This is a genomic window from Harryflintia acetispora (assembly GCA_004340125.1).
GTDB classification, from domain to species: Bacteria; Bacillota; Clostridia; order Oscillospirales; family Ruminococcaceae; genus Harryflintia; species Harryflintia acetispora.
In genome coordinates this window covers 55,679-82,492 of the sequence record SLUK01000012.1, presented here as the reverse complement: position 1 = coordinate 82,492, position 26,814 = coordinate 55,679, and the positions used below count along the sequence as shown (strand labels likewise).

At 61.8% G+C, this 26,814-nt stretch carries 24 protein-coding genes; 2 read left to right on the top strand and 22 right to left on the bottom strand.

What is annotated here, in order from left to right:
• Window positions 1–11: 11 nt before the first annotated feature.
• From sdaAB to wsfD, 14 genes are all read right to left on the bottom strand, one after another.
• A complete protein-coding gene (sdaAB, locus tag EDD78_RS12235) occupies window positions 12–692 on the bottom strand; it encodes an L-serine ammonia-lyase, iron-sulfur-dependent subunit beta (RefSeq protein ID WP_132085126.1) in 681 nt (226 codons plus the stop codon).
• Window positions 693–808: 116 nt separating this feature from the next.
• Window positions 809–1,684, bottom strand: a complete 876-nt coding sequence (locus tag EDD78_RS12230; protein ID WP_132085125.1) for a class B sortase — start codon at window positions 1,682–1,684, stop codon at window positions 809–811.
• A 318-nt stretch (window positions 1,685–2,002) separates the two neighbouring features.
• A complete protein-coding gene (locus EDD78_RS12225; RefSeq protein ID WP_132085124.1) occupies window positions 2,003–2,224 on the bottom strand; it encodes a PF20097 family protein in 222 nt (73 codons plus the stop codon).
• 22 nt (window positions 2,225–2,246) lie between these two features.
• Window positions 2,247–3,668 (bottom strand): lipopolysaccharide biosynthesis protein, encoded by a 1,422-nt coding sequence (locus tag EDD78_RS12220; RefSeq protein WP_132085123.1) that lies wholly within the window; start codon window positions 3,666–3,668, stop codon window positions 2,247–2,249.
• A 174-nt stretch (window positions 3,669–3,842) separates the two neighbouring features.
• Window positions 3,843–4,439 (bottom strand): SOS response-associated peptidase, encoded by a 597-nt coding sequence (locus EDD78_RS12215; RefSeq protein WP_132085122.1) that lies wholly within the window; start codon window positions 4,437–4,439, stop codon window positions 3,843–3,845.
• 115 nt (window positions 4,440–4,554) lie between these two features.
• Window positions 4,555–4,995, bottom strand: a complete 441-nt coding sequence (locus EDD78_RS12210; RefSeq protein ID WP_079697970.1) for an ACT domain-containing protein — start codon at window positions 4,993–4,995, stop codon at window positions 4,555–4,557.
• Between the two features lie 17 nt (window positions 4,996–5,012).
• Entirely contained in the window at window positions 5,013–6,314 is a 1,302-nt protein-coding gene (locus EDD78_RS12205) for a phenylacetate--CoA ligase family protein (RefSeq protein ID WP_132085121.1), read from the bottom strand.
• 91 nt (window positions 6,315–6,405) lie between these two features.
• Complete coding sequence (locus EDD78_RS12200; protein ID WP_132085120.1) at window positions 6,406–6,612, bottom strand: hypothetical protein; 207 nt, start codon at window positions 6,610–6,612, stop codon at window positions 6,406–6,408.
• Between the two features lie 21 nt (window positions 6,613–6,633).
• A complete protein-coding gene (locus EDD78_RS12195) occupies window positions 6,634–7,485 on the bottom strand; it encodes a GGDEF domain-containing protein (RefSeq protein ID WP_132085119.1) in 852 nt (283 codons plus the stop codon).
• On the bottom strand, window positions 7,475–9,751 hold the full coding sequence (locus EDD78_RS12190; protein WP_132085118.1) for a cellulose biosynthesis cyclic di-GMP-binding regulatory protein BcsB: 2,277 nt from the start codon (window positions 9,749–9,751) through the stop codon (window positions 7,475–7,477). Before EDD78_RS12190 ends, EDD78_RS12195 begins: the two co-directional genes overlap by 11 nt.
• Window positions 9,752–9,765: 14 nt before the next feature.
• Entirely contained in the window at window positions 9,766–11,016 is a 1,251-nt protein-coding gene (locus EDD78_RS12185; protein WP_132085117.1) for a glycosyltransferase family 2 protein, read from the bottom strand.
• A gap of 43 nt (window positions 11,017–11,059) precedes the next feature.
• The gene (locus EDD78_RS12180; RefSeq protein WP_132085116.1) at window positions 11,060–12,451 is read right to left on the bottom strand and encodes a hypothetical protein; all 1,392 of its coding nucleotides are present in this window, start codon (window positions 12,449–12,451) and stop codon (window positions 11,060–11,062) included.
• Entirely contained in the window at window positions 12,448–13,554 is a 1,107-nt protein-coding gene (locus EDD78_RS12175) for a hypothetical protein (protein ID WP_132085115.1), read from the bottom strand. Before EDD78_RS12175 ends, EDD78_RS12180 begins: the two co-directional genes overlap by 4 nt.
• Window positions 13,551–15,239 carry a glycan biosynthesis hexose transferase WsfD gene (gene wsfD, locus EDD78_RS12170; RefSeq protein WP_132085114.1) on the bottom strand — a complete coding sequence of 563 codons (1,689 nt, stop codon included), beginning with the start codon at window positions 15,237–15,239 and terminating at the stop codon, window positions 13,551–13,553. Before wsfD ends, EDD78_RS12175 begins: the two co-directional genes overlap by 4 nt.
• A gap of 185 nt (window positions 15,240–15,424) precedes the next feature.
• Between wsfD and wecB the strand changes: the two genes are divergently transcribed.
• Window positions 15,425–16,552, top strand: a complete 1,128-nt coding sequence (gene wecB / locus EDD78_RS12165; RefSeq protein WP_132085113.1) for a non-hydrolyzing UDP-N-acetylglucosamine 2-epimerase — start codon at window positions 15,425–15,427, stop codon at window positions 16,550–16,552.
• An 88-nt stretch (window positions 16,553–16,640) separates the two neighbouring features.
• On the opposite strand, the gene EDD78_RS12160 is transcribed toward wecB, so the two are convergent.
• The 6 genes from EDD78_RS12160 to EDD78_RS12135 are packed head-to-tail and all read right to left on the bottom strand — an operon-like array spanning window position 16,641 to window position 22,912.
• Window positions 16,641–17,375 carry a glucosamine-6-phosphate deaminase gene (locus tag EDD78_RS12160; protein WP_079697980.1) on the bottom strand — a complete coding sequence of 245 codons (735 nt, stop codon included), beginning with the start codon at window positions 17,373–17,375 and terminating at the stop codon, window positions 16,641–16,643.
• Between the two features lie 49 nt (window positions 17,376–17,424).
• Complete coding sequence (locus EDD78_RS12155; RefSeq protein WP_242942088.1) at window positions 17,425–18,246, bottom strand: carbohydrate ABC transporter permease; 822 nt, start codon at window positions 18,244–18,246, stop codon at window positions 17,425–17,427.
• Between the two features lie 12 nt (window positions 18,247–18,258).
• Window positions 18,259–19,176, bottom strand: coding sequence for a carbohydrate ABC transporter permease (locus tag EDD78_RS12150; RefSeq protein WP_079697981.1), 918 nt, complete (start codon window positions 19,174–19,176; stop codon window positions 18,259–18,261).
• A gap of 35 nt (window positions 19,177–19,211) precedes the next feature.
• Window positions 19,212–20,513, bottom strand: coding sequence for a family 4 glycosyl hydrolase (locus EDD78_RS12145; RefSeq protein ID WP_079697982.1), 1,302 nt, complete (start codon window positions 20,511–20,513; stop codon window positions 19,212–19,214).
• Between the two features lie 58 nt (window positions 20,514–20,571).
• Window positions 20,572–21,525, bottom strand: coding sequence for an ROK family protein (locus EDD78_RS12140; protein ID WP_132085112.1), 954 nt, complete (start codon window positions 21,523–21,525; stop codon window positions 20,572–20,574).
• A 25-nt stretch (window positions 21,526–21,550) separates the two neighbouring features.
• Complete coding sequence (locus EDD78_RS12135) at window positions 21,551–22,912, bottom strand: ABC transporter substrate-binding protein (protein ID WP_132085111.1); 1,362 nt, start codon at window positions 22,910–22,912, stop codon at window positions 21,551–21,553.
• Between the two features lie 331 nt (window positions 22,913–23,243).
• Here EDD78_RS12135 and EDD78_RS12130 point away from each other — a divergent pair, with 331 nt between their 5' ends.
• Window positions 23,244–24,056, top strand: coding sequence for a DeoR/GlpR family DNA-binding transcription regulator (locus tag EDD78_RS12130; protein WP_079697985.1), 813 nt, complete (start codon window positions 23,244–23,246; stop codon window positions 24,054–24,056).
• A gap of 79 nt (window positions 24,057–24,135) precedes the next feature.
• Here the strand turns inward: EDD78_RS12130 and EDD78_RS12125 are convergent, their stop codons facing one another.
• Complete coding sequence (locus tag EDD78_RS12125; RefSeq protein ID WP_079697986.1) at window positions 24,136–25,170, bottom strand: amidohydrolase family protein; 1,035 nt, start codon at window positions 25,168–25,170, stop codon at window positions 24,136–24,138.
• Window positions 25,171–25,283: 113 nt separating this feature from the next.
• Window positions 25,284–26,618: a hypothetical protein gene (locus EDD78_RS12120; protein ID WP_132085110.1), complete on the bottom strand. Its 1,335-nt coding sequence runs from the start codon at window positions 26,616–26,618 to the stop codon at window positions 25,284–25,286.
• Window positions 26,619–26,814 lie beyond the last annotated feature (196 nt).

Here is a 26,814-nt window from a genome sequence, read left to right as displayed (position 1 = left end):
TCTCCTTCGATTTAAAATTCATCCGGCTGGCAGCGCAGCTCCAGCACGTTTTCCATATCCGGCAGGGCGCGGATCTTTTCGAGCACCGACGGATCAATCTCCTTGTCGAGCTCCAGGTACATGTCCGCCGTACCGCTCGTCTTGTGCCGGTTGACCCGCATGTTGCCGATGTTCACCCGCTCGTTGTAGAGCAGCGCCGTGATGTTCGAGATCACCCCCGGCGTGTCCTTATGGCGGGTGACGATGATCGGGCTCTCGCCGGTAAAGCTGACGGGAATGCCGTTGATATCGGTAATCACCACGTTTCCCCCGCCCACCGACGAGCCGGTGATCGAGTAGTGCTCGCCGGCCTCGGTGACGATCAAAAAGCGCACCGTGTTCGGGTGAACGCTGCCGAGGTCGGCGGGGACGAAACGGTACCGCAGCCCCAGCTGGTCCGCCAGCTCAAAGGAGCGCGGCAGCCGCTCGTCCGCGGGGCGAAGGCCGATGATCCCCGCCAGCAGCGCCTTGTCGGTGCCGTGGCCCTGGTAGGTCTGCGCGAACGAGCCGTGCAGCTCGAAGGTCACCTCGCTGATCTTCCCGCCGCAGAGGGAGCGCGCCATCTCGCCCAGGCGCGCCGCGCCCGCCGTATGCGAGCTCGACGGCCCCACCATCACCGGGCCGATGATATCAAAAACGCCGTAATCGCCCAACGTTATCCACTCCTTTATACTTTCCCTGTTACAAGGTACATTGTACACGAATCCATCCGCAATTTCCACCGTCTTTCGCAAAGACAAAAAAGCCCCGGATTTTCCGGGGCTTTTGCTTATTTGCTGAAATCGGGCTCCTTCGGGTCGGGGTTCTGGTGGACGTCCGCCGTTTCGTAGAAGTCCTCGCCCTTTGTCACCAGCTTGCCCATCACCACAAAGCGCTGGTGCGGGTTCTGCGAGTAGGTCCCGTATTTATAGCTGCAGGTGGACAGCGAGATGATCTTGTCCTGCGGCCCGACGTTGACGTTGTAGTCAAATTGCGAGCGCTCCCGCACGTCGGCGATCAGCTTCTCGTACTTCTGCGGGGTGAAGCTGGCGTAGTGATAGGGCACGGGGCTGAGAACATCCTCCGAATAGAAGACGGTGAAGATTTCATAGATGTGCGTCTCCTCCCCGGTGGTCAGGTAGATATAGGGGTGGTTTTTCGCAAACTCCAGGTCGTCGAACTTGAAGAGCTGGGCAAACTTCACCCCGTTCGGGTCGTCCTTGACCCCCTGAGGATTGCCAAGGTTGTGGCCGTAGATGATCACGTTCTGGGAGAGGGCAGACGTGCTGCCGTCCCCGACGGTGCTCTCATAGTCCATCCAGAGGCTGCCGCTGAAGGAATAGTTCTTGGTCACGTCCCGGCGGTAATAGAATTTGTTGTCGGTCGTCTGGACCACCGCCTCGCTCAGCTCGGTGCCCGGCACCTGCAGCCAGGCCACCACGTCCGAATTCTGGGCATGCGCCTGCTCAAGGGCTTCCCCGACGCTCGGAACCTGCGGCTGGTAGTCGCTTCCCGGGCGCGGGTCACGGATGGGATTGACCCAGCCGGCAACGTCCTGGCTCCCCTCGTCGGGCTCCTCGTTTTTCTTTCCCGTACAGGCTGCCAGCGAAAGCGTCAGCAACAGGGCTGACGCCAGGGCCGACAATCTTCTGATCTTCTGTTTCATAGGCCACTCCTTTGCCAAGCGTCGTTTTCCGTTACCTAGTATAAGCGCAAGGATAGGCAGTTATGACTGCCCACCGATATTGCTGTCCCGGGTTTTTCCCGCGAACGCGCGGGATGGTTGTTTCCTCTTTGAGGATAACACGGCGCGAAGGGCTTGACAATCGGCTTTTTCCTGTCAATTATCCTTCCAGAAAGCAGGGCCCGCAGCTTCCAGAGTGGGGCAGATAACCCGTCCGCCGCCAAGGGGCCTGCCACCCTTTTCCTCATAAAAACAAAACTGGGAGCGGAAGAAAATTCTTCCGCTCCCGCTGGATCAACGTTATTGGATGTCCGAATAGTCGATTACGATCTTTTCGCAGCCCTTGCAGTGATAGGCGTTTTTCACGGCGGCAGCGCCGCCCAAAATATTCCAGGACAGCTGGACCCCGCCGCCCTTCCCAACGAGCGCCGATTCATGCCGCTCTTTTCTCCAGGCGATGGCGTTCCCGTCGCTGGTGATATATCCCTTCTCCATTTCCCGATCACAAAAGGGGCACTTCATGTCGATCGCCCTCCTTCTCCGCTTATTTCCCCCGCCTCTTCGCGAGCACGCCGCGCAGGCTGTGCCAGACCGGCCCGAGGTTGATAACCGCCATCAGCCCGGTCAGCCCCAGCTCCCAGAGCACCCAATAGGGCAGCTCATAGATCATAATCGCGCTCTGCGCCCCCACGATCAATAGGTTGAGGGCGATCTTCGGAATATTCCAGTGCATCTGCACCGCCCTGCTCGCACTGACCGCGCGCAGCAAAAACACCACGAAATAGCTCACAAAGGTGGCCAGCGCCGCGCCGTTGACCCCCATCTCCGGGATGAGCGCAAGGTTTAAAACGATGTTGATCCCGGCGCCCACCGCGGTGGTGGCCAGCGCCATCACGCTGTTCTTCTGCACCATATAGACACTGCCCAGGAAGGTGACCATGCAGGAAAAGGCGGTGGCGACCACCAAGATCGGTACATACTCCCAGGCGGGATAGAAGGCCATGTCCGACACCAGCAGCCGGATGATCAGCTTGGAGCAGAGGATCAGCCCGGACGAGCACAAAAAGACCAGCGACTGGAACGCGCCGAATACGTTGGAAAAGAAGCGCGAGCGGTCCCGGTCCTGCCCGTCCACCACGGCGGACATCTGCCAGGCGTCGATAAAGATGTTGGAGACCAGCACCACCACGGTGGGCACCTTGTAGGAAACGGCATAGAGCCCGTCCAGCCTGACCCCCAGCATGTAGGAGACGATGAAGCGGTCGGAGACGTTGGTGATCCACCAGAAAACGGTGGTGGGGATCAGCGGCACCGCGTAGCGCAGCATGGCCTTGGAGACGGCGCCCATCCCGGGGCGGTAGCGGATATACCGCCAGAGCCCGGCCACCACAAACAAAAAGAGGGCGGAGCACAGGTCGGAGAGGATGGTCGCCAGCATGTACCCGACGATCCCGAGCTTTAGCCCCAGCAAAAAGAACAGGTTGAAGCCGAGCACCATCGCGGTGGAGAGCACCCCGTCGAAGGTATAGAGCTTGACTCGCTGCTGGGCGCGCACAAACTGCGAGCAGAGCGAGCGCAGCAGCGAGCAGAGCACATAGAGGTAGATCAAAAAGGTGTAGTCCGAAATGTAGCGGATCTGCCGCAGCAGCGGTTCGAGCAGCAAAAAGGCGAGAAAGCCGCAGGCGATCACCGTCAGCCCCGTGGTGAAGACGTCCCGCTTGTCCACCTCTTTGTCCAGCCCGAAGCGGATGATCGCGTTGAGCACCCCCACCGAGACCAGCGGCAGGCAGAGGTTGCTCATCTGCACCATCAGGTCCACCGTGCCGTACTCCCCTTCGCTGAGGACGCTGGTATAGAGCGGCATGAGCAGGAAGACCAGCAGCTTGGAGCCGAAGGTCCCGATCCCGAAGAGCAGGGTATTGGATATCAGCTTGTAATACTTGTTCTGCCGAAGCGAACGTTCCAAGCAAAAATCTCCCCCAATCAATATTCTTCCTTAGTGTGGGCCAAAAGCGCCGGGAAAAGTCCCGGGCTAAAATTTCTCGGGCCCCGGGCGAAGCAATAAAAAATGGTCGCGACCATAGGTCGGCCATAAAAATTCAAAGAATAACCATACTGCTTTTTATTATAGCAAACCCGCTCATTCGGCGCAATACAGCGTCTGCTGCTCGGGCGCGTCCGACTCTTGGCGCAAAAGCGGCGGAGCGCTTGCCAGGATTCCCTTGACGGCGCTCCCATCGAGCAGCCAGGGGCGCAGCGACTCCCGCGTTAACAGCAGCGGCATGCGCTCGTGGATGCCCAAAAGCGAGGCGTTCGCCCCGGTGGTGAGGACGACGAAGCGCTCCTCCCCCTCCCCCGGCTCATAGAGCCCGGCCATGTAAAGCGGCTCGCCCGGCAGGGAGAAACGGTATTTTCTCTTCTCAGCGTCCCATTCGTAAAAGGAGGAGGCCGCCAGCGCGCACCGGCGCACCGCGAGGCTTTGGCGGAACATCGGCCGCTCGCCGGCGCTCTCGGCGCGCGCGTTGACAATCAGCCCCTTCCCGCGCGGGTTCGAATAGCCCCAGCGCATAAGGCGCGCCGCAATCTTTGCGCCCTCCCCCACCAGGACCGGGGCCAGGTCGCCGGGGCGGATGTCCCCCGTTTTTATTTCGCTCTGCCCGGGCAAAGGCCGCGCCAGCTCCAATATCCGCTGCAGGGCCCGGCAGCCCTCGGCGCTAAACTGGTATCTTGTGCACATACGCTCCCCTCCGCCCTTTAGTATAACACAGAAATTGCGCAAAAACGAGGCGCTTTCGGGCGCAAAAGAACGCCGGGAAAAGCTCCCTTTTCCCGGCGTTCTTTGACATGGCCTTTTATCTGGTGAACAGCTCGGACATCTCGCTCTGGCAGACCGGCTTGATCCCTTCCTTGTCCAGGACCTCGATTGCCTTCTCGTTGTCCGCGACCTTGAAGATCATGTAGGCGCTGTCCTCCTTCTTGCTGGTGAAGGCGTAGGTGTACTCCAGGTTGACCCCGTTCTCACTCAGAATGTCCAGCACCCGCACCAGGCTCCCGGGCTTGTCGGGAATCTCGATGGCCAACACCTTGGTGATCGAAAAGACGTAACCCGCATCCTTGAGCACGCAGGCGGTCTTATAGGAGTCGTCCACAATGATGCGCAAAATCCCGAAATCCTTCGCATCCGCCACCGACAGGGCGTGCATGTTGATCCCATTGTGGTCCAGCAGCCGGGCAAACTCGGTGAGCTGACCGGGCTTGTTCTCCAAAAACACGGAAATCTGTTTTGCCGTCATAAGTCGTCGCTCCTTTCTTAGTACAGCTTGCGCTTGTCGATGATCCTTACGGCCTTGCCCTCGCTGCGCGCAATGCTCTTGGGCGCCACCAGCTTGACCTGCGCATAGATGCCAAGCATCGCCTTGAGCGCGCCCACCAGCTCGTCCTCGCGCGCGGAGACCTTCGAGAGCTCATCCGAGAACATCTCGGGAGTCATCTCGACGAGCACCTCGAGCTTGTCGGAGTTATGCTCGCGGCTGACCACGATCTGATAGTTGGCGGGGTACCCCTTGTTCAGCAGCACCGTCTCAATCTGGGACGGGAAGACGTTGACGCCCTTGACGATCAGCATGTCGTCGCTGCGGCCCATGGGCTTCGACATGCGCACATGGGTGCGCCCGCAGGAGCACTTCTCGCGCGAGAGCACGCAGATGTCCCGCGTGCGGTAGCGGATCAGCGGGAAGGCCTCCTTGGTTATACTCGTGAACACCAGCTCGCCCTTCTCCCCGTCCGGGAGCACCTCGCCGGTGTTCGGATCGATGATCTCGGCGATGAAATGGTCCTCGTTGACATGCATGCCCCGCTGCTCGCTGCACTCGAACGAGACGCCGGGTCCGGAAATCTCGGTCAGGCCGTAGATGTCGTAGGCCTTGATCCCCAATTTTTGCTGGATGTCCTGGCGCATCTCCTCGCTCCACGCCTCGGCGCCGAAGATCCCCGCCTTGAGCTTGATCTTATCCTGCAGCCCGCGCTCATGGATGCTCTCCCCCAGGTAGGCCGCGTAGGAGGGGGTACAGCACAGGATGGTGCTCCCCAGGTCGCACATGAACTGGATCTGCCGCTCGGTGTTGCCCGAGGACATCGGCAGGGTGAGCGAGCCCACCTTATGCGAGCCGCCGTTGAGGCCGGGGCCGCCGGTGAAGAGGCCGTAGCCGTAGCAGACGTGCACCACGTCGTCCTTGGTCCCGCCCGCGGCCATGATGGCGCGCGCGCAGCAGTCGTCCCACAGGTCGATGTCGTGCTGGGTGTAGAAGGCGACCACCCGCCGGCCGGTGGTGCCGCTTGTGGACTGGATCCGCACGCAGTCCTGCAGCGGGGTGGCCAGCAGCCCGTAGGGGTAGGCGTCCCGCAGGTCGTCCTTGGTGAGGAAGGGGAGCTTACAAAGATCGTCCACCGAATGGATATCGTCGGGGGTAACTCCCCGCTTGTCCATCAGGTTGCGGTAGTAGGGCACGTTCTGGTAGACGTGCCGCACCGTTTTAACCAATCTCTCATCCTGCCAGGCCCTGATCTGCTCGTGTGAAGCACACTCTATCTCGGGCTGGTAATAGTTGGGCATGTCAAACAATCCTTTCTATTCTGTGTCTGCCGGGGAATTTTTATCTGTGGCTATTATAGCAGTTCTCCTCCAAAACGTAAAGCGGGAACGCCTACTTGGGTTCCTCCCCTTGGTAGTTGGGCGGCCAATAGGCGGGCGTGCCCTCGCCCCGCCGTTCGGGCCGCTCGACGGCGAGGTACGCCTCGGGCACGCTGCCGCCGCCTTCGGAGGAGAGGGGCTCCGGGGAGGCGGGCGCTCCCTGCTGCCCGCCGCAGCCGGCCAGCAGCACCGCTATCAACAGGGGCCAGATTCGCTTCATCGCAGTCCGTCCTTTCCATCGTCAGGATACGTCGTATTCGCTCTGCCTGCGCGCCTGCTCCAGAAAGAGCAGCGGGGAATCGGTCTTCTCGTCCAAGCTCGCGCTGCCCACCCGCATGTCGAGGTAGATGTCGTGCTTTCCGCTCATGTCCCGCAGCTCGATCTGGCGGATGCGGCTCTCCACGCGCTCGATCACGACATGCACCGACTCGGCGTTGGTGAAGAGCAGGGTCCCCCAGGCATAGGGGTCGTCGCTGAGGAGATAGACCGCGTCCTCGGCGCGCAGCGAGGAGGAGATGGCCCCCGACACCTGCTGCACCACCCGCTCGAGGTTCTGCGCCCCGATGATTTGGCGCAGCTCGCGCTGGTAACGAAACTCCCACACAATCAGCATGAGCTCCATGTTATAGCGCCGGGAAATTTTCATATAGACGGTGGCGTCCCGCTCGAAGCCCCGCATGTTCTTGAGCTCGGTGAGCGTATCCACCCCCGAGAGCTTGGTCAGCTGCCGGCGCAGCTTTTCGTTCTCCTGGTCCAGGCGCGCGGTATAGTGGGTGAACAGGTGGACGGCCACCGTCATCGCCGGGGTCCAGAGAATCCAGAAGTAGACATACCCCGGCACCCCGCCTCCGCCATAGAGGGCGGTCACGATGATAAAGGTCACATAGCCGAAGATCAGCACCAGGTTGCAGATAAGCCCCGTCACCAGCGATGTGAAATAGGTGACGATCACCACGCCGGTGGCCACGGCGAGCACCGCGCAGTTGGTCCAGATGTTGTCCTGGTCCCCGGCCAGGAAGAGGATGCAAACGAACATCAAAAGCAGCATGAACAAAAAGGAAAGGTCCGCCACCAGCGAGCTTCTATTTTTCATCCGGCTTCCCTCCCCTGTGTTTTCGTATCAGGAAGATGGCTGATATCCCGGTCAGGATGAGCACCAGCGCCGCCACCAGGGCAAAGTTCAGCAGATCTCCGCGCTGCAGCGCCTGTTCCACGATCGGGCGGCGCGCCGCGTTGTCCTCCTTGAAGCGGAAGGGGAAAACCTCGACCCCGTCGGCCACGTACCCGTCTCCGTAAATGCTCCACAGCCCTTCGACGCTGCCGATATACTCCACTCCCCGCAGCATCGCCTCGTCGCTGACGCCGGTGACGACCATCAGCGCCCGCTTCTCCTGGCTATAGGGGGAGTCGAGCAGCTGCACCGTGCCGAGCGTAGCGCCGTAATTGGGCTCGATCACCAGCTTCTCGTTGGAGCGCAGGGTGGTGCCCTCGGGGCTGAACTGGAAGAAGAGCTTGCTGCCCAGCTGCTGCACGATCCGGTTTTTCTGCAAGCTGCCGATGGCGATCACGTTGGAGTCCGAGAGGTCCCCGATGCGGCTCATCTTCTGCACGCTCAGCTCCCCGCGGTTGTCCTTTTGGTACCGCCCCAGGGTGAGCAGGATATCCCGCGCCGCGCTGACATCCGCCTCTCCGGGCTCGTCGGGGATGACCGCCACCACCCGGTTCATGCTCCCGTCCTTGATGAAGGGGCTGGGATAGCTCTCGAAGAGGATCCGGTCGTTTTCCACCGAAGCGAGCTTCAACATGCTCTCCCCGCTCACCCACGCCCAAGGGGTCTCGCTCTGGCGCAGGGTGCACCACAAATCCTTGATTTCCAGATCGAAGGAGACCTCCAGCGTGAAATCCCCGCTGATCTCGAGGTCCGCCGGCAGCGTGAACACCGCCTCGTCCCCCTGCGCCTGATCCTTCTGCAGCTTTTTGCTGCCGATGGGGGTCCCGTTGATGTAAACGCTCACCAGCGAGCGGTCGAAGTCGAGGTTCTCGGCGTAGCGCATTTTGAGCAGCAGCTCGCTCGACCCGGCCAGGGTCCGGTTGGCCGGGAAGGCGACCGAGTAGGAGGTGCTCTGCCGGAACGGCCCCTTGAGGTAGCGCCCCGCCGCGTCCAGCTCCCGGTATTCGGCCGCCGCCGCGGGGGCCTCTTGCACGTCGTCGGTGGCGCTCACCTTGCGCCAGCCGGCGCGCGTCTGGAGCATGAGGCCCCGGTTGCCCAAAAGCTTCCCGGCGCGCAGCAGCGCCTCGTCGTCCGAGCCGGTCAGGAGCAGCAGGCTGGAGCCGTTTTCCCCCTTGAGGAGCGCCAGCAGCGCTCCCTGCTGCGCCGCCGACCGCTGCTCCTGCGAGAGGCGGGCGGCAAGCGATCCCGGCAGGTTTTCAAAGCGGGAGACAAGGATTTCATATTTATCGGCAAAGAACCCGCTCTCCCCGATCGTGCGCAGATCGATGTTCTGATAGGACAGCGCGGCGTTGGCCGAAATCCCCGTGAGCGCCAGCGCGGCGAGCGTCCATTCCAGCTCATCCGCGCCCTGCCCCAGCAGAACGGCGCTCTGGCGGTTTTCCAGCGCGTCGATGCTGGTGAACTGCTCATACAGGTCGGCGACCGTGTTGCAGGGGATTTTGGGCAGGTAGGAAATCGACACGAAGGAGTCCTTGTAGACGTTGAGCCAGTTGGCCTTGGACACGTCGTCCACGCAGGGCATGGAGTCCTGGGTGCGCACATAGGTGTCGATGGTGATCACATTCTGCCCCGCTCTGATGTTGTCCAGCGGCAGGTCGATTTGCAGCTGCTGCGCCTCGCCCCCCAGGCTCCTTTCGATCCGCGCCGAGGAGACGGGCCGGCCGTTGAGGGAGACGGTAATGCTCGACACGCTTTGCTCCACCAGCTCGGTGGCCGAATAGCGCAGGGTGAAGCGCGCGCCCCTAAAGTCCCAGTCCCCGGCGTAGAAGTACTCGTTGCATTGGGCGAACAGCCCCACGAGATGGTGTTCGCTCGAGAAGCTCTCCTCGTGCAGGTAGAGCCCGGTGGTACCGGAGAGCCCCGCCTTCCCGTCCGCTGCGGGTCCGGCGGGGCTCAGCTGCCCCGCGGCGCTCTGCGCTGCTCCCGCCCCGTCCCGTTGGGCTGCCGCCAGCCGGGCGGCGGCCTCCTCGTCGACCGCGTTTTGGCCGCCGGCCCCTTGTGCGGCCAGGGATGTCCCGCCGCCGGGCGCGCCGTCCTCCGCCTCGGCGGCATGGGCCGCCGGGGCGAGGAGGGATCCCGCGCACAGCAGCGCGCCGAGCAGCGCAATCAGTCGTCTCTTTTTTACCATCGTCTTTCCTTCCTTCACGCGAACCGTTCTGTCTTATACCATTTTGTCTCCCGCCTGAGAATCTTATCCTTGACGTACTGCAGCAGCCCGTAGACGGCGACCGCCATCCAGAGCTTGGAATAGGTGAAATACATCACGGCGATGACCAGCAGGTTGGAAAAGCTCATCTCGCCCTTCTCGGTGGTGATCGTGACATAGGTGCCCAGGATGAAGAGCACGATCGCCAGCAGCCAGAGCATGTTGCTGAAACCCGCCAGGGTGGTGTGCACCATCCCGAGCATATTCAGCAGCAGCACCCCGTCCGAGACGACCAGCGAGGTCAGCAGCAAAAAGTAGATGGAGAGGAAATACAGGATGTCGAAGCGCACCTTTTTCGCCTTCGGGTCGAAGAGCAGCGGCAGGTTCTTGATCAGCACGTAGATATTCCCCTTGACCCAGCGGGTGCGCTGCCGGAACCACACCTTCAGCGTCTGCGGCTCCTGCTCCCAGGTCACCGCCTGGGGCAGGAACTTGATCTTGTAGCCCATGCGGTAGATGCGAAAGCTGATCTCGGTGTCCTCGGCGATGGCGTGGATGTCCCAGCCGCCCATCTCCTCCAAAATTTTGCGCCGGATGATGAAATTGGTCCCCGGGATGGTGCAAAGCCCCATCAGCTTCCAGCGCCCCGCCTGGGCCATCCACTGGAAGGCGAGGGTCTCGATGTTGATAAAGCGCGTCAGCAGGTTCTGCTCCTTGTTGCGGGTGCGGAATTTCCCGATCACCGCGCCCAGGGAGTCGTCCGCGCAGATCTCGCTGACCAGCAGCCGCAGCGCCGCCGGCTCGGGGGTATTGTCCGCGTCGTAGATGACGACGTATTCCCCCGAGCATTGGGCAAAGCCAATGTTTAAAGCGTTGCTTTTGCCCTTGCCGCCGTTTTGTTGGCCGGTGTTGATCACCGTGAGGTTCCGTTCCGGGTGGGTGCGCTGGATGTCTTCCAGCAGCTCGGCGCTGTTGTCCGAGGAGTTATCGTTGATGACGATAATCTCGTAGCGCTCGGGCGGGTAATCGAAATCCAGCAGCGACAGCACGGTGCGCACGATCACGACCCCCTCGTTGTGCGCGGGCACCATGACCGAGACCATCGGGTATTCCTCCGGAGGCTTTGGCGTATAGCGCTCGCTCTGTACATAATAGCGGTAGCCGCCCACGATCAGGACCACGTTGATGAGCAGCAGCAGCCAGATACAGATCAGCGCGGCGAGCAGCAGCAGGTCTAAAGGCGTCAAAAAGGTTTCCTCCAATTTATATTGAATATGGGAAGTTATAAAACTATTCTTTATAAAACTTATTTCGGTAAATCCTGCGCCCGAAGGTGAGCATCAGCACGAAGACCCCGGCGCTGATCAGCACGATCAGGATCAGCAGCTTGTTGGCCCCCGCAAAGAAGGCGGTAAAGCTGAGCTCCTCCTTTTTACGGTACTCGAACTGCTCGTCGACCGGAATTTCATCGTAGCGCAGCTCCTCCTCGAAGCGCTCTCCCCCGTAGCGCGAAAGGGAGAGCCAGCGGCCGTTCAGTATCCCGATCGCCTCGTCGAGCTCCTCCTCGCTTTCAAAGGGGGCGAAGGTCACCATGGTATCCACCGCAAAGGTGCCGAAATTCCGGGTATCGCTCTCGATCGCGCCCAGCTGCCCACAGGTCAGCTCCAACGGCGGAAGCGCCATGTCCATGCGCAGGATCCCCAGGTCTTCGAGCGCCTTTTTGGTGCGCGCGAGCTTAGTCTCGATCGGCTCCCCGCCGGTCTGGCGGATGACGGGCTGGCGCTGGAGGGAGAAACGCCCCTCCAGCGCGGCGCGCACCCGCTCCTTGCGGGTGTCGATCGGCTCGTCATTGTCAGTATAGAGCACGATCGGGTCGTGCAGCACCACCGTGCCGCCCAGCGACTGGGCATAGCGCAGCACCTGCGCATACCGCAAAAAGGCCGGATAGTCGAGGTTGTCGTAGACCGGCATGATCCGCAGAATGAAGGGGATGCCGTTTTCATGCAGCCGCTCGGCGCTCAGGCAGAGCATCGCAAGGTCGGTGAAGGGATAGATTTCGTCGATCAGCACGTACATTTGCCCCTCGTCCTGCCCGCCCATCCAGCGGCGCACCGCCGCCGCAAGCGCGAGCGCGCTCAAATCATCCCCCCGGTAAAAGGGCGCGTAACCCACCTCGCCCATCACCGCCGCAAAGGGGAACTGCTCGCCCGAGGTGAGGGTGAGCGATCCCACCGCCTCTCCCGGCGCCTGCGCGAGCAGCTCCACGGGGTCCCGCGCAAAAAGCTGTTGGGAATGCCCATCCAGGCGCAGGGTGAGCGCGCCGCGCTCAAGCGTCGCCAGGGATGCGCCCTGTACCGGCCCGCTCCTTTGGCCCACGCAGAAGACCGGGACCCCGGCTTCCAGCGCGTCGCGGTAGGGGCGGTTGTCGGTGGTGATCACCCCCTCATATCCCGGCAGCAGCCCGGGGGAGTATTCGTCCCGGCTCACCGAGACCACGGGAAGACCGCAGGCGCGCAGCAGCGCTTCGAGGCGGTACCGCCCGTCCTGCTCGTCGCAGACGAGCAGGGAGACCGGCCGCTGACCGTCCTGCGCCTCCCCGGCCGAACCCGGCAGCACGAGCAGCCCAAAGCCGAGACACAGGCAAAGGAAGGCGCTCCCCAGCCTCTTTACCAACCCATTCATCGGCTCCCCGCCTCCCATTCGGCCCACGCGCGCAGAGCCAGCAGCGCGTTCAGATTGTCAAAGGAGTAGGCCGCGAGGCTCTGCGGGTCGGCGAAGGCGCCGTAGACCGGGCTGGCTTCATCCCCCGCCTGCAGGGCGGACAGGCGCTCCATCGCGAGACGCGCGAGCTCCTCATCCCCGCTTTCGTAGCCGATCCGCACGCAGAGGGCATAGACCGCGGTGGACTCGAAATCCACCACCGGTTCGCCCGCAGGGGTATATTCCCCGTAGATCGGCCCGCCGGCCAGGGTGTCGCGCAGCCAGTGCAAGGTCTCGGGCGGGCAGGCGTTTACCTCGGCGAGGTGCAGCACGGTGAGCAGCCCCTCGGCCATGTGGACGGTATCGGTCTCATACCTGCCCTCGTCCGGCAGGTAACGGCTGTGAAAGAACGGGAACGCTTCGCCGAGGAAGCCGCCGGCCACGACCCGCTCCATTTGCCCGGCCGCTTTCTCCCAGCGCCGGTCCGACCTCCCGAGCAGATGCATGGTCCCGAGGTCGGCGTAGCAGAGCGTACAGCTGCGCCCGGCCTGTTTGTAGCTTTCGTCGTAAAGGTCCAGCAGCAGGCCGTCCTGCACGTTGGTGCTGTAGAGCCGCGCGGCATACTGCCGCGCCTGCTCCCCGAAGGACCTCTCCCGAAAGCGCTCCTCCCCTTCGAGCAGCGCGCGCAGGACCCTCAGGTCATCCACCGCGGCGTTGACCGGGTAGCGCCTCCCCTCCCCGTCCAGCCGGTAGGAAAGGATCTCGCCGGAATCGAGCTCCTCCCGCACAAAGTCAAAGGCCCGCGAAAACCGGTCCCGGTCCCCGGTGCGCGCATAGTAGCGCATAAGCAGCCCCTGCGACTCGAGGAGCACCTCGTGCCCGGCGGCGAGCTCACCGCCGGGCTCCCCCGGCAGGAAATTGGTATGCACCCCGCCGTCCTCCCCGGTCAGCTTCTCCTGCACAAACTTTAGGCAGAGCGCCTCGCCGGGCGGCGCGGACGGTATGTTTTCGGGCAGCAGCCGCGCGCAACTTGTGAGCAGCAACAGGCCGCACAGCGCCGCCGCGGCCGGGATACGCCTCATCATACCGTGGCCTCCTCCCTCTGTTTATCGCCCCGGCGCTCCCCTGTAAGGGCGGGACCACCCTGCCGCTTCTTGGCGCGGCGGGCGCTCAGGCTGGGCACCAGGACGGTGGATATGACGATAAAGTTGGTGAAATCATAGGCGACGTTGTAGAGGAACACATGCTTGCTCAGGTCCGCGTCCCCCGCGCCGATGATGGATACGCCGAACTGCGAGAGCCCCATCAGGATGGCAAACGCCAGCACCAGGGTGCGCCAGCGCTCCCGCATGCCGCAAAGGAGCGCCACCGCGATCCAGATAAACATGTAACCCACCGTGCGCGGGGTGAGCGCCTGCTTCAGGCTGCTATGGAGCGCGAAGGTGTAGTCCCGCGCCCCCGGGTCGCGCCCCGCGCTGCGCTCATAGTTGCCCATCGCCTCGGGCCGGATGGCGTAGGCGCTGCGCGCGGCGTAGTCGATCATCTGCATGAGCTCGCCCGGATGGCGCAGGTAGTAAAGCGAGATCGAGACGAAGCCGTATTTCGGGTAGAAGTTTTCCCTTAGCTCCACGCCCTCCACATCCACCGGGGGATAGTGGTCGAAATAGATGGTCCGGTCCAGCAGCGCGTATTGCGGGTCGATCCCGAATTCCCCGACCGCCTCCTCGGGGTTCTGCGAGGTCATCAGCACCCCGCGGGTCATGGCGTGGTACTTGTTGATGTTGACAAACTCCTGCGGAATCAGCAGATACACCGCCGCGCCGCTGAACGCCAGCAGGGCGGACAGCAGGAGCGCCGCCTTCTTAAAATGGCGGCGTTCCCGGCGCTCCCGGCCAAAGCGCTCCCTGATCCAGCGGCGCGGGCCGCGGCGGCCCAGCGCCGCGCGCAGCTTTTGCAGCTGCGCGCGCTCCTGCTCCCAAAAGTCGGGCGCGTCGACGGGAGGCGTGATATACAGCACGTTCCCCTCCCTGCGCACCGAGCGCCAGAGCCGCTCATATTTTTGATAACGGAACGCCATACAGGCCAAAAGCCCGGCGAGCAGGAAGCCCAAAGGGGCGTTTTGCTGCTTGGCGCTGCACAGCACCAGCCCGCTGACAAAAAAGACCGCCAGCAGCAGATAAGGATTATAACGGTGCTGGTCGATCAGCAGAATGCTCGCAAGGCAGGTCAGGAACGAGACCATGACCAGCCCCTCGGCAAAGAAGGAGTTGAAGTAGGCGATGTAGCCGGTATCGGCAAAGAAGAAGACGGCCAGCGCGGCGATGAGATACCCCTCGCTTCGCGGGCGCCCGTAAGCGGCGTAATCCACCAGCAGGTAGATCGCGAGCAGCCCCCACAGGCAGAAGAGCGCTCCCAGGAAGCGCACGTCGAACACGCCGCTATCGCCGGTGAAAAGCCGGTCCAGGTGCATCGCCGCGCGCACGAAGGGCATTTGGGAGGAGAAGAAGGGCTCGCCGTATTCCTTAAAATACTGGAAGACGCCGAACTCCTTGGCAAAATAGTTGAAATACTGGTCTTTCTCATAGCGGTCGAACTTGTAGAGCCCCGCATCATCGATCACTCTGAAAAAGTCCCCGTTGTCCGCCATCCCCACCACCGGCGGCAGGAAAAGGGTGGCCAGCATGATTACGGCGGCCGCCAGCACCGCCAGCAGGGGCGGGGAGGGCAGCCGGTCCTTCCAGGTTTTCAGTCCTTTCCCCTCCCAACGCACAAAATCTCATTTTCCATTATACAGGCGTCCGGTCACAAATGCATCACGTTTTGATCCAAACCGCAATTTAAAATTCTGGAAGTTACCGCACCTTTCGCCGTTTCCTTTCCCAAGCGGGCGGGCTGTGCTATAATAATGCAGTTGTTATATTTACATCCGGGTTCTCATGAAAGGATGGTTCAACCTTGAAACCGATCAGGCCCCTTCTGGTTTTCGGCACCAGGCCGGACGCCATCAAGATGATCCCCCTCGTCTTCGCCTGCCGGGAGCACCCGCTCCTCTCCCCCATCGTCTGCGCCAGCGGGCAGCACCGCGAGATGCTCTCCGGCGTGCTGGAGCATTTCGGCGTGCAGCCCGACTACAACCTCGACATCATGCAGCCCGGTCAGTCCCTGACCGACATCACCACCCGGGTGCTGCAGGGGATGGCCCCCATCCTGGAAAAGGAGCGCCCGGACGTGGCGCTGGTGCACGGCGACACCTCCACCGCCCTCGCGGCGGGGCTGGCCGCCTTCTACGCCCGGTGCCCGCTGGGACATGTCGAGGCCGGGCTGCGCACCGGGAACCTCTATTCCCCCTTCCCGGAGGAGATGAACCGCACCCTCTTGGGGAACCTGTGCAGCCTGCACTTCGCCCCCACCGGGCGCAACCGCGAAAACCTGCTGCGCCAGAATGCGCCGGGGGAAATATTCGTCACCGGCAACACGGCGATCGACGTGCTGCGCTACACCGTGAAGGAGGACCACCGCTTCTCCCAAGGCGCACTGCGGGAGATCGACTTCAGCCGCCGGGTGATCCTGCTGACCGCCCACCGGCGGGAAAACCTCGGGCAGGGTCTGCCTGCCATCTTCGCGGCGGTCAGGCGGATCCTAAACGACTGCCCGGATGTGGAGTTCGTCTTCCCGGTGCACCCAAACCCCGCCGTCGCCCGCCAGGCAGAGGCGGCTTTTGCGGACACGCCCCGGGTCCACCGGGTGGCGCCGGTGGACGTCTTCGATATGCACAACCTGATCGGGCGCTGCCATATGGTGATGACCGATTCGGGCGGGCTGCAGGAGGAGGCTCCCTCGCTGGGCAGGCCGGTACTGGTGCTGCGCAAAGAGACCGAGCGCATGGAAGCGATCGAGGCGGGCACTGCCCTGCTCGCCGGGACCGACGAGCAGTCGGTCTATGAATCTGCCATGCGGCTGCTCCACGACCCCGCCGCCTACGGGCGGATGGCCCATGCGCAGAACCCCTTCGGGGACGGACACGCGGCTGAGCGGATCGCCGGGATCATCGCACAGCGGTTCGGGGAAGAAAACAAGGCGTAGCCGGCCGGCCCATGGACACGCTCATTTTTTCGCTTCGCTGGAATCAAAAAAGCCCCCGCCATACGGCGGAGGCTTTTCTTCTTTTCATCTAATCGCAGTCCACCCGCGCCATGGCGGCGCGGTCCGCGATCAAGGTCACGTTGTTGTGCAGCTGGAGCACCGAGGCCGGGACGGCCTCGGTGACGGGGCCGCAGAGGATCTTCTTCATGATCGGGGCCTTGTGCTCCCCTTTCGCCACCAGCAGGATGCGCCGGGTCATCATGATGGAGCGCACCCCCATCGAGACGCCCGCCTGCGGCACCTTGTCCTCCCCCCCGAAGAGGGCGGCCTTGGCCTCCACCGTGCTCCGGGTGATCTTCGCGATGTGCACCTGGCAGCCGAAGGGGGTCCCCGGCTCGTTGAAGGCGATATGCCCGTTTTCCCCGGTGCTGAGCACCATCAGGTCGATCCCCCCGAGCTCCTGCAGGTGCCGCTCGAATTCCTCGCAGACCTGCTGCGCATTCTCGGCAGTGGAGCTGGGCACATAGACGTTCTCCTTCGGGATATGCAGCTTCTCAAAGAGCTGCTGCTCGATCCTGTAGCGGCAGCTGGTCGGGTCGTCGGGTGAGACCCCGACATACTCGTCGAGGTTGACGGTGCGCACCCTTGAAAAGTCGATGGACAGGCCCTGCGCGAGCTTCACCAGCTCGTTAAAAATCCCCTCGGTGGTGTTCCCGGTCGCAAGGCAGAGCACGCTGTCCGGTTTTTTCAGCACCTGGCGCGCCACCTGCAGCGCCACCTCGTAATCAAACTGGGCGGCCGTTTCGGTTATGATTTTATCCATGTAATATACACCTTCTTATTCTGTAATCGGCTGTTATCGTCCGGCCGCGCTAAGCCTTCATTCCGCTGAGGGCCATGCCCTGGATGAACTGCTTTTGGAAGAGCAGGTAGACGATGATCTCGGGCAGAATGACCACCGTGCAGGCGGCCATGACCACATTGAGCTCCTTGCTGTGCTGGCCGCTGAAGAAGTTGAGCGCCAGCGGGATGGTCATGCGGTTGGTGTCGTTGATGGTGATCAGCGGCCAGAGGTAATCGTTCCAGGTGCCCATAAAGGTAAAGATGGCCAAAGCGGACAGGGTCGAGCGTACGTTGGGCAGGATAATGCTCCCATAAATCCTGAATTCCCCCGCCCCGTCGATCCGGGCCGCATGGATCAGGTCGGTCGGGATGGTCTCGATGAACTGCTTGCACAGGAACAGCCCGAACGCGCTGACCATGCTGGGCACGATCAGGGCATAGAGAGTGTTGAGCAGGTGCAGCTTGCTCACGATCAGATAGACCGGGATCATGATGACCTGGAACGGGATCATCAGGGTGAGCAGCACCATGATGAAACAGAAATTCTTAAAGCGGAAATCAAACTTGGCAAAGATATACCCGCTCAAGGAGCTGGTAAACAGCTGGAGGATTACCACCGCGGTGACCACCACCAGGCTGTTGCGGAACCAATACAGGATGGGCGACTCGCTGAAAAGCTTGACGTACCCGCCCAGGTAGATCACCTTGGGAAAAAGGGAGGGCGGCACCGCGAGAATTTCGGAGGTCGTTTTGAAGGCGTTGAGCACCATCCACACAAACGGGAACATCATCACCACCGAGCCGAGGCTCAGGAAGATGACCAGGAACACGCGCACGGTTTTATCTTTCACGGCATATCCCTCCTAATATTCCCAGTCGGATTGGTTTAGCTTCATCTGGATCAGCGACACGCAGAGAATCAGCACCAGCAGCACCACCGCCATCGCCGAGGCGTAGCCCATGCGCTCGAACTCGAAGGCGTTCTGATAGATCGACACCGCGATCAGCTGGGTGGCGTAGCTCGGCCCGCCGCGGGTCATGATCTGCACCTGGGTGAAGACCTGGAAATAGGAGATGATGGTCATCACGCTCACGAAGGCCATGGTGCGCGAGAGCAGCGGCAGGGTGATGTTCCAGAACAGCTGCCAGCGGTTGGCCCCGTCGATCTTGCCCGACTCGAAGTAGGTCTTGGGGATCGAGTAGAGCCCGGTGGTCAGAATGACGATGTTGTAGCCGAGGTCGTGCCAGAGGGTGACGATGATCACCGCGATCAGGGCGTAGCGGGCGTCCGAGAGCCAATAGATGCTAAAGTCCGATCCGAAGCGTTCCATGATCATGCTCACCAGCCCGTACTGGGGATCGAACATGTTCTTCCAGACCAGCGACGCGCCCACCAGCGGCGCGATGACCGGCAGGAAATAAAACGCCCGGAACATCTCGCGCATGCGCGCACTGGTCAGGGAATAAACCATCAGCGCGATCGAGGTGGACAGCACCAGATTGATTGCAACCGCCGAAGCCACGAAGATCAACGTATTGACGATCGTCTTGATGAAGTTCGGGTCGGTCAGCATGTAGGAATAATACTTGAGTCCGACGAAGACCGCCTTATCGCTCAAGGGGCTGTAGTTAAAGAAGGACAGCACCACGCTGATCGCGATGGGCGCGAGCAGGAAGACGACGAACAGCACCATCACCGGCGCCAGACAGCAGAACACGAACCTCGATTGCGCGCGTCCCAGCTTCTGGCGGGGCGGTGCGTTCCCACCGGCGTTTTTCATGTCAGGATCCCTCCCCTCCTGTTTTTAAAGGCCGCCTAGAACTGCGGCAGGTATTCCTTCTGCGCTGCGAGCAGCTCTTCCATCATTTTGCGCACCGTCTCCTTGTCGGAAATGGCGCTCGCCTCGCACATCGCGCCCAGCAGGAGGCCGCGGTCCCCTTCGAGCGCCGCGCGCACCGCCATCTCATAGATGGTCGCGAAGCGCGCCAGGCGCGGCAGGAGCGTAACGGGGAAGTCGGGCAGCTGCAGCGGCTGGATCCCGGAGCCTGAGATCAGCGCCGGGCGCTCGACCACCGTCTCGTCCGGCAGCCCCGCAACCGCCCCGCAGTTCGGGAGGTTGACGTAGAAAATGCCGGGCCGGTCGTAGATCATCGCGCCGATGATGTCCATCAGCTGCTCGTGCTCGCCGCTCTCCCGCTCGAAGAAGCTTTCGGGCAGCGCCTCGGCGCTGTAGGCGTAGCGGCGGTGCTCCTCAAACTCCTCGTCCCCCTCGCGGATGGTCCCCTCGAAGGAATAATACTTTACCCCGAGCTCTCCGCCGCGGTAGGCGCCCCGAAGGGTCGTCTCGGGCACAAACTCCGAATAATGCCGGTCGTCCGACACCACATAGCTGTGGTTTTCGCGCACGAAGTTCTCGGTCAGCGGGCCGATCTGCCGCTCCTCCACCGGAACCTTATCGAGCATTTCTACAAAATAGGGGAAGAGGTCCTTTGCATCCTTGCGCATCTGGTAGAGGAAAACCATGTGGTTGAGCCCGCAGGCGGTGAAGGAGATGTCCTCCTTGCGCAGGCCCATGAACCTCGAGATGCGCCCCAGGCCGTTGTTCACCCCATGGCACAGCCCGATTACCGGCACCCCGGTCTCGCGGCGGATGGCCATGCAGTTCATGGTCATGGGATTGGCGTAGTTTAAGAAAAGGGCGTCGGGACAGATGATCTTGATGTCCCGCGCGATGTCGCACAGCTGCGGGATCATCCGCATGGCCCGCGAGAGGCCGCCCGGCCCCACCGTGTCGCCCACCGGCTGGTAGACGCCGTATTTGCGGGGGATGAACACGTCCTGCTCCCAGGCGCGGCGGCCGCCAACGCCGATGGTGCTGACCACATAGTCCGCCCCCGGCAGGATGTCGCGCCGGTCCACCGAAGCGCTCAGCTCGATGTCGGCGCCCTTCTGCTCCACCATCTTGCGGCTGAGCTTGTCGATCACATCCAGCGCCACCGGGTCGGTGTCCACCAGCCCGACGCTCCACTGCTCGTCGCGCCGCTCAATGATGTCGAGCAGCAGGCCTTTTGTAAAAACGGCGCTCCCCGCGCCGACCAGTACAATTTTTCTTCTCATTCAGTATCCGATCCTTTCCCGGGGAAACCGGCGCCGGGGCCCGTTTCCCTTTAAGCTTTCATTCAAACGGCCGCCAGCCGACCGCTCCCGCGCCCAGCAGGCCCGCGTGGGCCGGGTCGAGCGCGGACAGGCGCACGCCTTTAAAATCCATCAGGCTGCTGGAGAAGGCGTATTTGCGCACATAGCCCTCGATGGTTTCGATTAGGGATGCCTCCCGGAAGACGCCGCCCGCCGCCACGATCCACTGCGGGTTGAGCAGCGACACCAGGTTACAGCACCCGGCGCAAAGGCCGTCCACCGCGTCGCGCGCGATCAGGGCGGCGAGCGCGTCGCCCCGCCTTGCGTGCGCGAAGATCGAGACCGAGTGCAGCTCCCCCGCAGGGAGGGAGGCAAGGGTGCTCTTTGGATAGTCCGGCAGCAGCTCGCGCGCACGCTCGATCATCCCGCCGCCCGAGCAGAAGCACTCCAGGCACCCGGCCCGCCCGCACTTGCAGGTGCGCTCGCAGACCCCGGCGACCGTGTGCCCGGCCTCGCCGGCCACGTTGCCGGCGCCGCGCACCAGCCTCCCGCCGCTGACGATCCCGATCGACATGCCGGTGCCCACATTGAGCACCAGGAAATCCTTCGACTGCCGCCCCATGCCAAAAAGCAGTTCGGCCTGCGCGGCGCTGAATACGTCGTTGTCGAGGCTCACCGGCACGCCGTAGCGCGCGCAGAGCTCCTCCCCCAGCGGGACCGGCTGGAAAAGCGACAGGTTGACCGCCCGGCTCCAGATCCCGCCGGCGGTGTCCACCCGGCCCACCAGTCCGAGACCGATCGCCTTGATTTGCGGCCTCTCCCGCTCCATGAAATCCTCGATGGCGTCCCGGATGGAGCGAAGGGTATGCTCCTGGTCACTGCGGTCCATCGGGTAGCGGCGGCTCCTGCCGATCTCCCCGTCGCGGCTGACCAGCCCGACGGCGATCTTGGTCCCGCCGACGTCCACCCCCAGGACATATTCCTTACCCTCCATCCGGGCACCTCCTCTTTATGATTCTTTAAGAGAGTTTGCTGTCGTCGATGTCGCGGTTGATCTCGTTTTCGATGTTCTCACACGCCTGCTCGACCGTCTCCTCGCCGTTACAGATGCGCACGAAGTGGTCGTAAACGGTCTTCTTGAAGAAGGGCGCGTTCGGGAACGGACCGATCGGAATGCCTTCGGGCAGGACCTTGATCGAGGGGGCGAGCATCGGCTTCTTCTCCAGGAATTCCGGGGAATTGGCGACCGCCTTCTGCGCGGGAACGGTATAGGTCACGTCGTTGAAGAGCAGGCTGTTCTCCTCGTTGGTGGCGAACTCGATGAACTTCCAGGTGGCCTCCAGGTTCTTGCTGCGCGCGGACACCACCTCGCCCCAGCCGGTCGGGGAAGCGAACGCATAGGAGTCGTTGGCGATCGAGGGCATAAGGCCGTAATCGAAGTTGTCCAGCCCGAACTGGTTCACGCCGGTCGCGATGGTCCACGGCCCGATGATGCACATCGAGGCGTTGCCCTTGAAGAAGTATTCGGACAGGTCGTCCGACTCGGAGATGTGCTTGGTATCGGTCACCTTGTGGGTGAGCACCAGATCGACCAGGGACTGCATGCCCTTGATGGACTCGGGCGAGGTGAAGTTGACGTGCCCGTCCTCGGTCCAGTAGTTCCCGCCGTACTGCAGCAGGAAGGAGATGAAGGTATACGGCACGTTGTCCGGCCCGAACATGTCGAAGCCCACATGGGTGATGTTGCCGCCCGAATCGTACTGGGTGCATTTCTTGGCCGCGTCGATCAGCTCGTCATAGGTCTTGGGGAACTCGTCGTACCCGGCGGCCTTCAGCTCCTCCGGATAGTAGAGCACGCCGCCGTTTTCGATGCTGAACTCACGCGGCAGCCCGTAGAGCTTGTCCTCATAGGTATAGCCCGCGTAGGTCGGCTCGAAGTAGCTCTCCTTGACCTGATCCATCGTCAGGAAGGGCACCTCGCTGAACATCCCGTTCTTGGTATACTGCACCGCCCAGGTGCCGAAGATCTGCTGGCAGTCGCTCTCCGCGCCCGCCGCGTAGGAGGCTTTCATCTTCTCCTGCAATTCGTTGAAGGGGAAGATGTCGTACTTGATCTTGATGTCCGGGTTCTGCTCCTCGAATTTGGCGATGATCTGCTTGTTCGCCTCGATAAATTGTTCGCCGTTGTGGCTCCAGTAGTTGATGGTGGTCACCCCTTCCTGGGGCTCCTCGCTTTCTTCGCCGGCCGGCTCGCTCGCGCTCGCCTCGGGGGGCTGCGCCTCCTGGCTCCCGCCCTGATCCTCGGTGGTCACCGTGCAGCCCGAAGCCAGCAGCAGCGCCGCGCTCAGCAGCATGGCAAGCAGTCTCTTCCCAGTCCTCATGACATTTCCTCCTTTTAGTTGGTTTGTTTTCCATATTTTGACCGTTTTCAGTCAATTGATGTCGGTGTTTCCTTTTATTTTCGACTGAAACCAATCATTTTCTTGGTTTAGTTTGATTGTATCACATCAAAATCCAGAAAGTCAATAGGTGTTTCTATTTAATTTTTCTAAAATATCGCGTTTCTTTTTGCAGTTTCTTGTCAAATTACCATTTGACTTCATATTTCCGGTCAAACCAATCGAAAAAGTTGCGCGATTTCCGTCATTTTCTTGATTTTCCCATCTTTCTGTTATAGAATAAAGGTAAGTAAGCGAAAAGGTGGGCAACGGCATGGACGGCAAAAAACTCAGCGAACGGCAAAAGAAGGTCCTCGCCCTTATTGAGGAGCAGGGCAGTGTGAGCACCGAGCGGCTCTGCGAATACCTCTCGATCAGCGAGAGCACCGCCAGGCGGGTACTGATGACCCTGGAGGGGAAAAAATACATCCGCCGGTTCCGGGGAGGCGCCATGATCCTGCGCAGCAACCGGCCCGAGCCCCCGGTGCTGCGGCGCTCGCAGGAATCGCACGCCGAGAAGGAAGCGATCGCCCGCAGGGCGCTGCAATACATCCATGAGGGGGACACCATCCTGCTTTCCGCCGGTTCCACGGTGCTCGAGCTCTGCCCGCTGCTGAAGGATTTCCAGCATCTGACCGTGCTCACCGATTCCCTGCTGGTGCAGAACGCCCTGATGTACGAAGAGAACATCCAGCTCATCCTGCTGGGCGGCATCCTCAACGCCTCCGAGCAATGCACCTACGGCTTCTTCACCAGCGACAACGCCGCCCACTTCAGGATCAACACCTTTTTCACCGGCGCCAAGGCCATCAGCGTGCGCCACGGGCTGATGACCGACGACTTTTCGCACCTGCCCCAGTACCGCAGCTTTCGCGAATGCGCCGACCGCACCGTCGCCATGGCCCACCATCAGAAGCTCTACCAGGACGGGCTCGCGACCCTGCTGCGCTTTCAGGAGGTGGATGCGCTGCTCATCGACTCCGGCCTGCCCCAGTCGCTGGCGGGCGATCTGCGCGAGGCGGGGTGCAACCTCGAGCTGTGCGGGCCGTCCTACGCCAGCGCCCCGCCACCCGAACAGGCAAAATAAGAAAACCGAAAGCCAAAGCGGCCCCCGCGCTCGTTTCCAGCGCCGGGGCCGCTTTTTCTGTCGGTCGGTCTATGTATTTTTAAGAAATGTGGAACAGGCGTTTAAAGTTCCCGCAGTAGATGTCCTCGAGCGTCTCCCGGGGCAGGTAGAGCCCGTAGGCCTTGAAGCGGCCCTGGCCGCCGGTCGGGGACAGGCTGTAGTCAAAATACTCGTCGTCGGTCTCCAGAATCCGGTAGTAGATGTTGTAGCTGTCCGGCGATTCGACGGGATGGAAGTCAGTCCCGAAGAAAATCCGCTTGGAGTATTTTATGCAGAAGCGGCGGGCGGTATAGGGCTGGCGGCTGAGATCCCCGATCCGCGCGGCGATATCTATGCGCATATTCGGGAATTCCTCCAGCCACTGCGCCACCTGCAAAAGATTTTCGGAATAGGAGCCGGCGTGCGCGATGATAAAGGTGGTGTCAGGGTTTTTGCGCAGAAGGTTCTGCTGCATCTCCATGAGCTGCTCGAAGGAGTACAGCTCGGGATTGCAGAACGACCAGTCGGGATGCTCCCCAAGCTCTTCAAGACGCTCGTTGAAGCGGTCGATCGGCCTGAAGAAGGCCGGCGGGTCGGCGATGTGGAACAGGATGGGCAACGAATAGCGGGCGGCTTCCTCCCAGATCACGCGCAGCCGCTCGTCATCCGGTGTGATATACTTCCCGCTGCCGTCCTTGATCCCAAGGCCGATCGGCTTCCAGAACTTGAGCCCTCTGATCCCCTGTGAAACGCCGTAGCGCAGACTGCTTTTGACATAGTCTCCGAAGTCCGGCTCGTCGAGCCGGGAGACGTCGACGTTGCCGAAATTGAGGAAAAAGTCCTCCTGGCCCGCGATCTTTCGCTTCATCTTGTCCAGCTCGTCAAAGTCGAAGCCGTCCAGATTGACCACCGCCTGGATCCCCTTTTCGCGCAGGGAAGTCACCGCCGCCGCCGTGTCATACAGCTCGGTGTAGCCGTCCCCCATCATCAGCTTCCCCCAGTGCGTGTGGCAGTCGTAGACCGGGAAGGCGGGCTTCTCCACATAGGTCTCCTTTAGGACCAGCTCACTCCTCGGTTGGTATTCCTTCAGCAACATTTTCTTCCACCCCTTTGTTTGTTATAACATTTCACCCATATATTACCCCCGCGCCATCAAAATTGCAAGCAAAAATTTAAGGTCCCCGAAGGCTTCGGGGACCTGCAAACATATCACGAATCGAGCGGGTGGTCGAAGACGCGCAGCACCGGGGCCTGGACCGTTTCGGTGCCGCCGGCGCTGGTGCGGCGGGTCACCTCGCCCATCCGCCAGACCGAATCGAAATCCCAGGCGGAGAAGGTGCCCGGCGCCGAAAAGCCGGACAGCGCCAGGTTGGTCCCGTGCACGGTCGGCCAGGTGCTCACCGAGAAGCTGGCGGCGGTGGGGACGGTATGATCATAGGCGTAGCTCCACAGGCCGTCGCGGCTGGCGGCGCTGCCCACGATACTGCCGATGTTGTAGCTGTCCGACAGGGAGGAGGTGCCGTCATGCACCTGGTCCATCAGCCCGCTGCAGCGCTTGGGGGAATACAGGCTCCCCGCAAAGAAGCAGTCCTTCATAAGGACCCGCCCGGTCACCAGCCCGACCACGCCGCCGGCATAATTGGTGTAGCCCTCCGGGACTGTGAGGGCCGCCGCGCTGTAGCAGCGCTCGATCTCAACGACGCTGTCCATCATGCCCGGGGAGCTGACCAGGGAGCCGATATACACCTCCTTGCTCACCACCGTGCAGCTCGCATCCATCCCGAGGTTATAGAGCTTCATATCCCGGCCCACGAAGAGCGAGGTGGTGTAGCCGTCGTAGTCGGGGAGGCTGTAAACCGGTCCCAGCGGCGCGCTGACGACATGCAGGTTTTTTAAGATATGCCCGCCCCCGTCATAGGTGCCGATAAACCCGCCGTACGCCACGGCATGGTTGGCGCTGAGCGCCGCGTTGGGCCAGATGGGCGCAAAATCCCCCCAGCCCGCAAAATCGAGGTCGGCGATCTGCCGGTAGCAGCGTTCGTTGTGCACCCGCACATGATTGAGCTGGTCGGGCGTGGCCACCCGGAAGGGGCTGCCCCCGCTGCCGTCCCCCGCGTAGAAGGCCCCCTTTGTCCCGACCGCGCACCCGCAGGTGGGCCGGGTGGTGAAGGTCTTGGTAAACGAAGCCTCCCGGTCCAGCCCCGTGCGCTGTTCCTCCACATGGGCGGCCACCGTCAGCGTCCAGCTGCTCGGCGCGACCGGGTCGTAGCGCAGCGGCAGGTGGACGGTGGACGTGCCCGCGGGCTCGATGGTCACGTCCGCCGTCACCTCCGGCTCCCCGTATGCCGTCTCGCCGGGATAGACGGTGAAGGTGTATTCCCGCGTGCGCGGCGAGCGGGTAAAGGGGACGTCGATCCCGTAAGCGCAGCTGTAGCCGTCCCGCACCTGCACACTCACCCCCTCCTCCTGCGCGGCCCCCGCGCCGGAAGCCAGCAGCAGGGTGAGCGCGGCGGCGAGCATGGCTATTTTCCATTTTTTCTTCATCTCGTCTCCCCCAAATAAGAAAGACCAGCAGAATAGTCTGCTTGCGGCCGCCCGCCCCGGGGGAGCAGAAAAAAAGCCGTCCCTTTTCCTTGCAAAATTCGCCAGAACAGGATATAATTAGGACAAAGGCGGGAATTTTGTTCGCAGTGCTCGAACCGCCCGCGAAAACAGAACAAAAAGACGACCGTTAGCAGAC

Bases quoted from the DNA above. Each gene is read 5' to 3' on its own strand.
- EDD78_RS12205 (WP_132085121.1), bottom strand. From the start codon at position 6,314: ATGCCCAACTATTACCAGCCCGAGATAGAGTGTGCTTCACACGAGCAG.
- EDD78_RS12175 (WP_132085115.1), bottom strand. From the start codon at position 13,554: ATGATGAGGCGTATCCCGGCCGCGGCGGCGCTGTGCGGCCTGTTGCTG.
- EDD78_RS12150 (WP_079697981.1), bottom strand. From the start codon at position 19,176: ATGAAAAACGCCGGTGGGAACGCACCGCCCCGCCAGAAGCTGGGACGC.
- EDD78_RS12145 (WP_079697982.1), bottom strand. From the start codon at position 20,513: ATGAGAAGAAAAATTGTACTGGTCGGCGCGGGGAGCGCCGTTTTTACA.
- EDD78_RS12195 (WP_132085119.1), bottom strand. From the start codon at position 7,485: ATGAAAAATAGAAGCTCGCTGGTGGCGGACCTTTCCTTTTTGTTCATG.
- EDD78_RS12230 (WP_132085125.1), bottom strand. From the start codon at position 1,684: ATGAAACAGAAGATCAGAAGATTGTCGGCCCTGGCGTCAGCCCTGTTG.
- EDD78_RS12210 (WP_079697970.1), bottom strand. From the start codon at position 4,995: ATGACGGCAAAACAGATTTCCGTGTTTTTGGAGAACAAGCCCGGTCAG.
- EDD78_RS12160 (WP_079697980.1), bottom strand. From the start codon at position 17,375: ATGGATAAAATCATAACCGAAACGGCCGCCCAGTTTGATTACGAGGTG.
- EDD78_RS12180 (WP_132085116.1), bottom strand. From the start codon at position 12,451: ATGAATGGGTTGGTAAAGAGGCTGGGGAGCGCCTTCCTTTGCCTGTGT.
- EDD78_RS12130 (WP_079697985.1), top strand. From the start codon at position 23,244: ATGGACGGCAAAAAACTCAGCGAACGGCAAAAGAAGGTCCTCGCCCTT.
- EDD78_RS12190 (WP_132085118.1), bottom strand. From the start codon at position 9,751: ATGGTAAAAAAGAGACGACTGATTGCGCTGCTCGGCGCGCTGCTGTGC.
- EDD78_RS12140 (WP_132085112.1), bottom strand. From the start codon at position 21,525: ATGGAGGGTAAGGAATATGTCCTGGGGGTGGACGTCGGCGGGACCAAG.
- EDD78_RS12215 (WP_132085122.1), bottom strand. From the start codon at position 4,439: ATGTGCACAAGATACCAGTTTAGCGCCGAGGGCTGCCGGGCCCTGCAG.
- EDD78_RS12200 (WP_132085120.1), bottom strand. From the start codon at position 6,612: ATGAAGCGAATCTGGCCCCTGTTGATAGCGGTGCTGCTGGCCGGCTGC.
- EDD78_RS12135 (WP_132085111.1), bottom strand. From the start codon at position 22,912: ATGAGGACTGGGAAGAGACTGCTTGCCATGCTGCTGAGCGCGGCGCTG.
- EDD78_RS12225 (WP_132085124.1), bottom strand. From the start codon at position 2,224: ATGAAGTGCCCCTTTTGTGATCGGGAAATGGAGAAGGGATATATCACC.
- EDD78_RS12120 (WP_132085110.1), bottom strand. From the start codon at position 26,618: ATGAAGAAAAAATGGAAAATAGCCATGCTCGCCGCCGCGCTCACCCTG.
- EDD78_RS12125 (WP_079697986.1), bottom strand. From the start codon at position 25,170: ATGTTGCTGAAGGAATACCAACCGAGGAGTGAGCTGGTCCTAAAGGAG.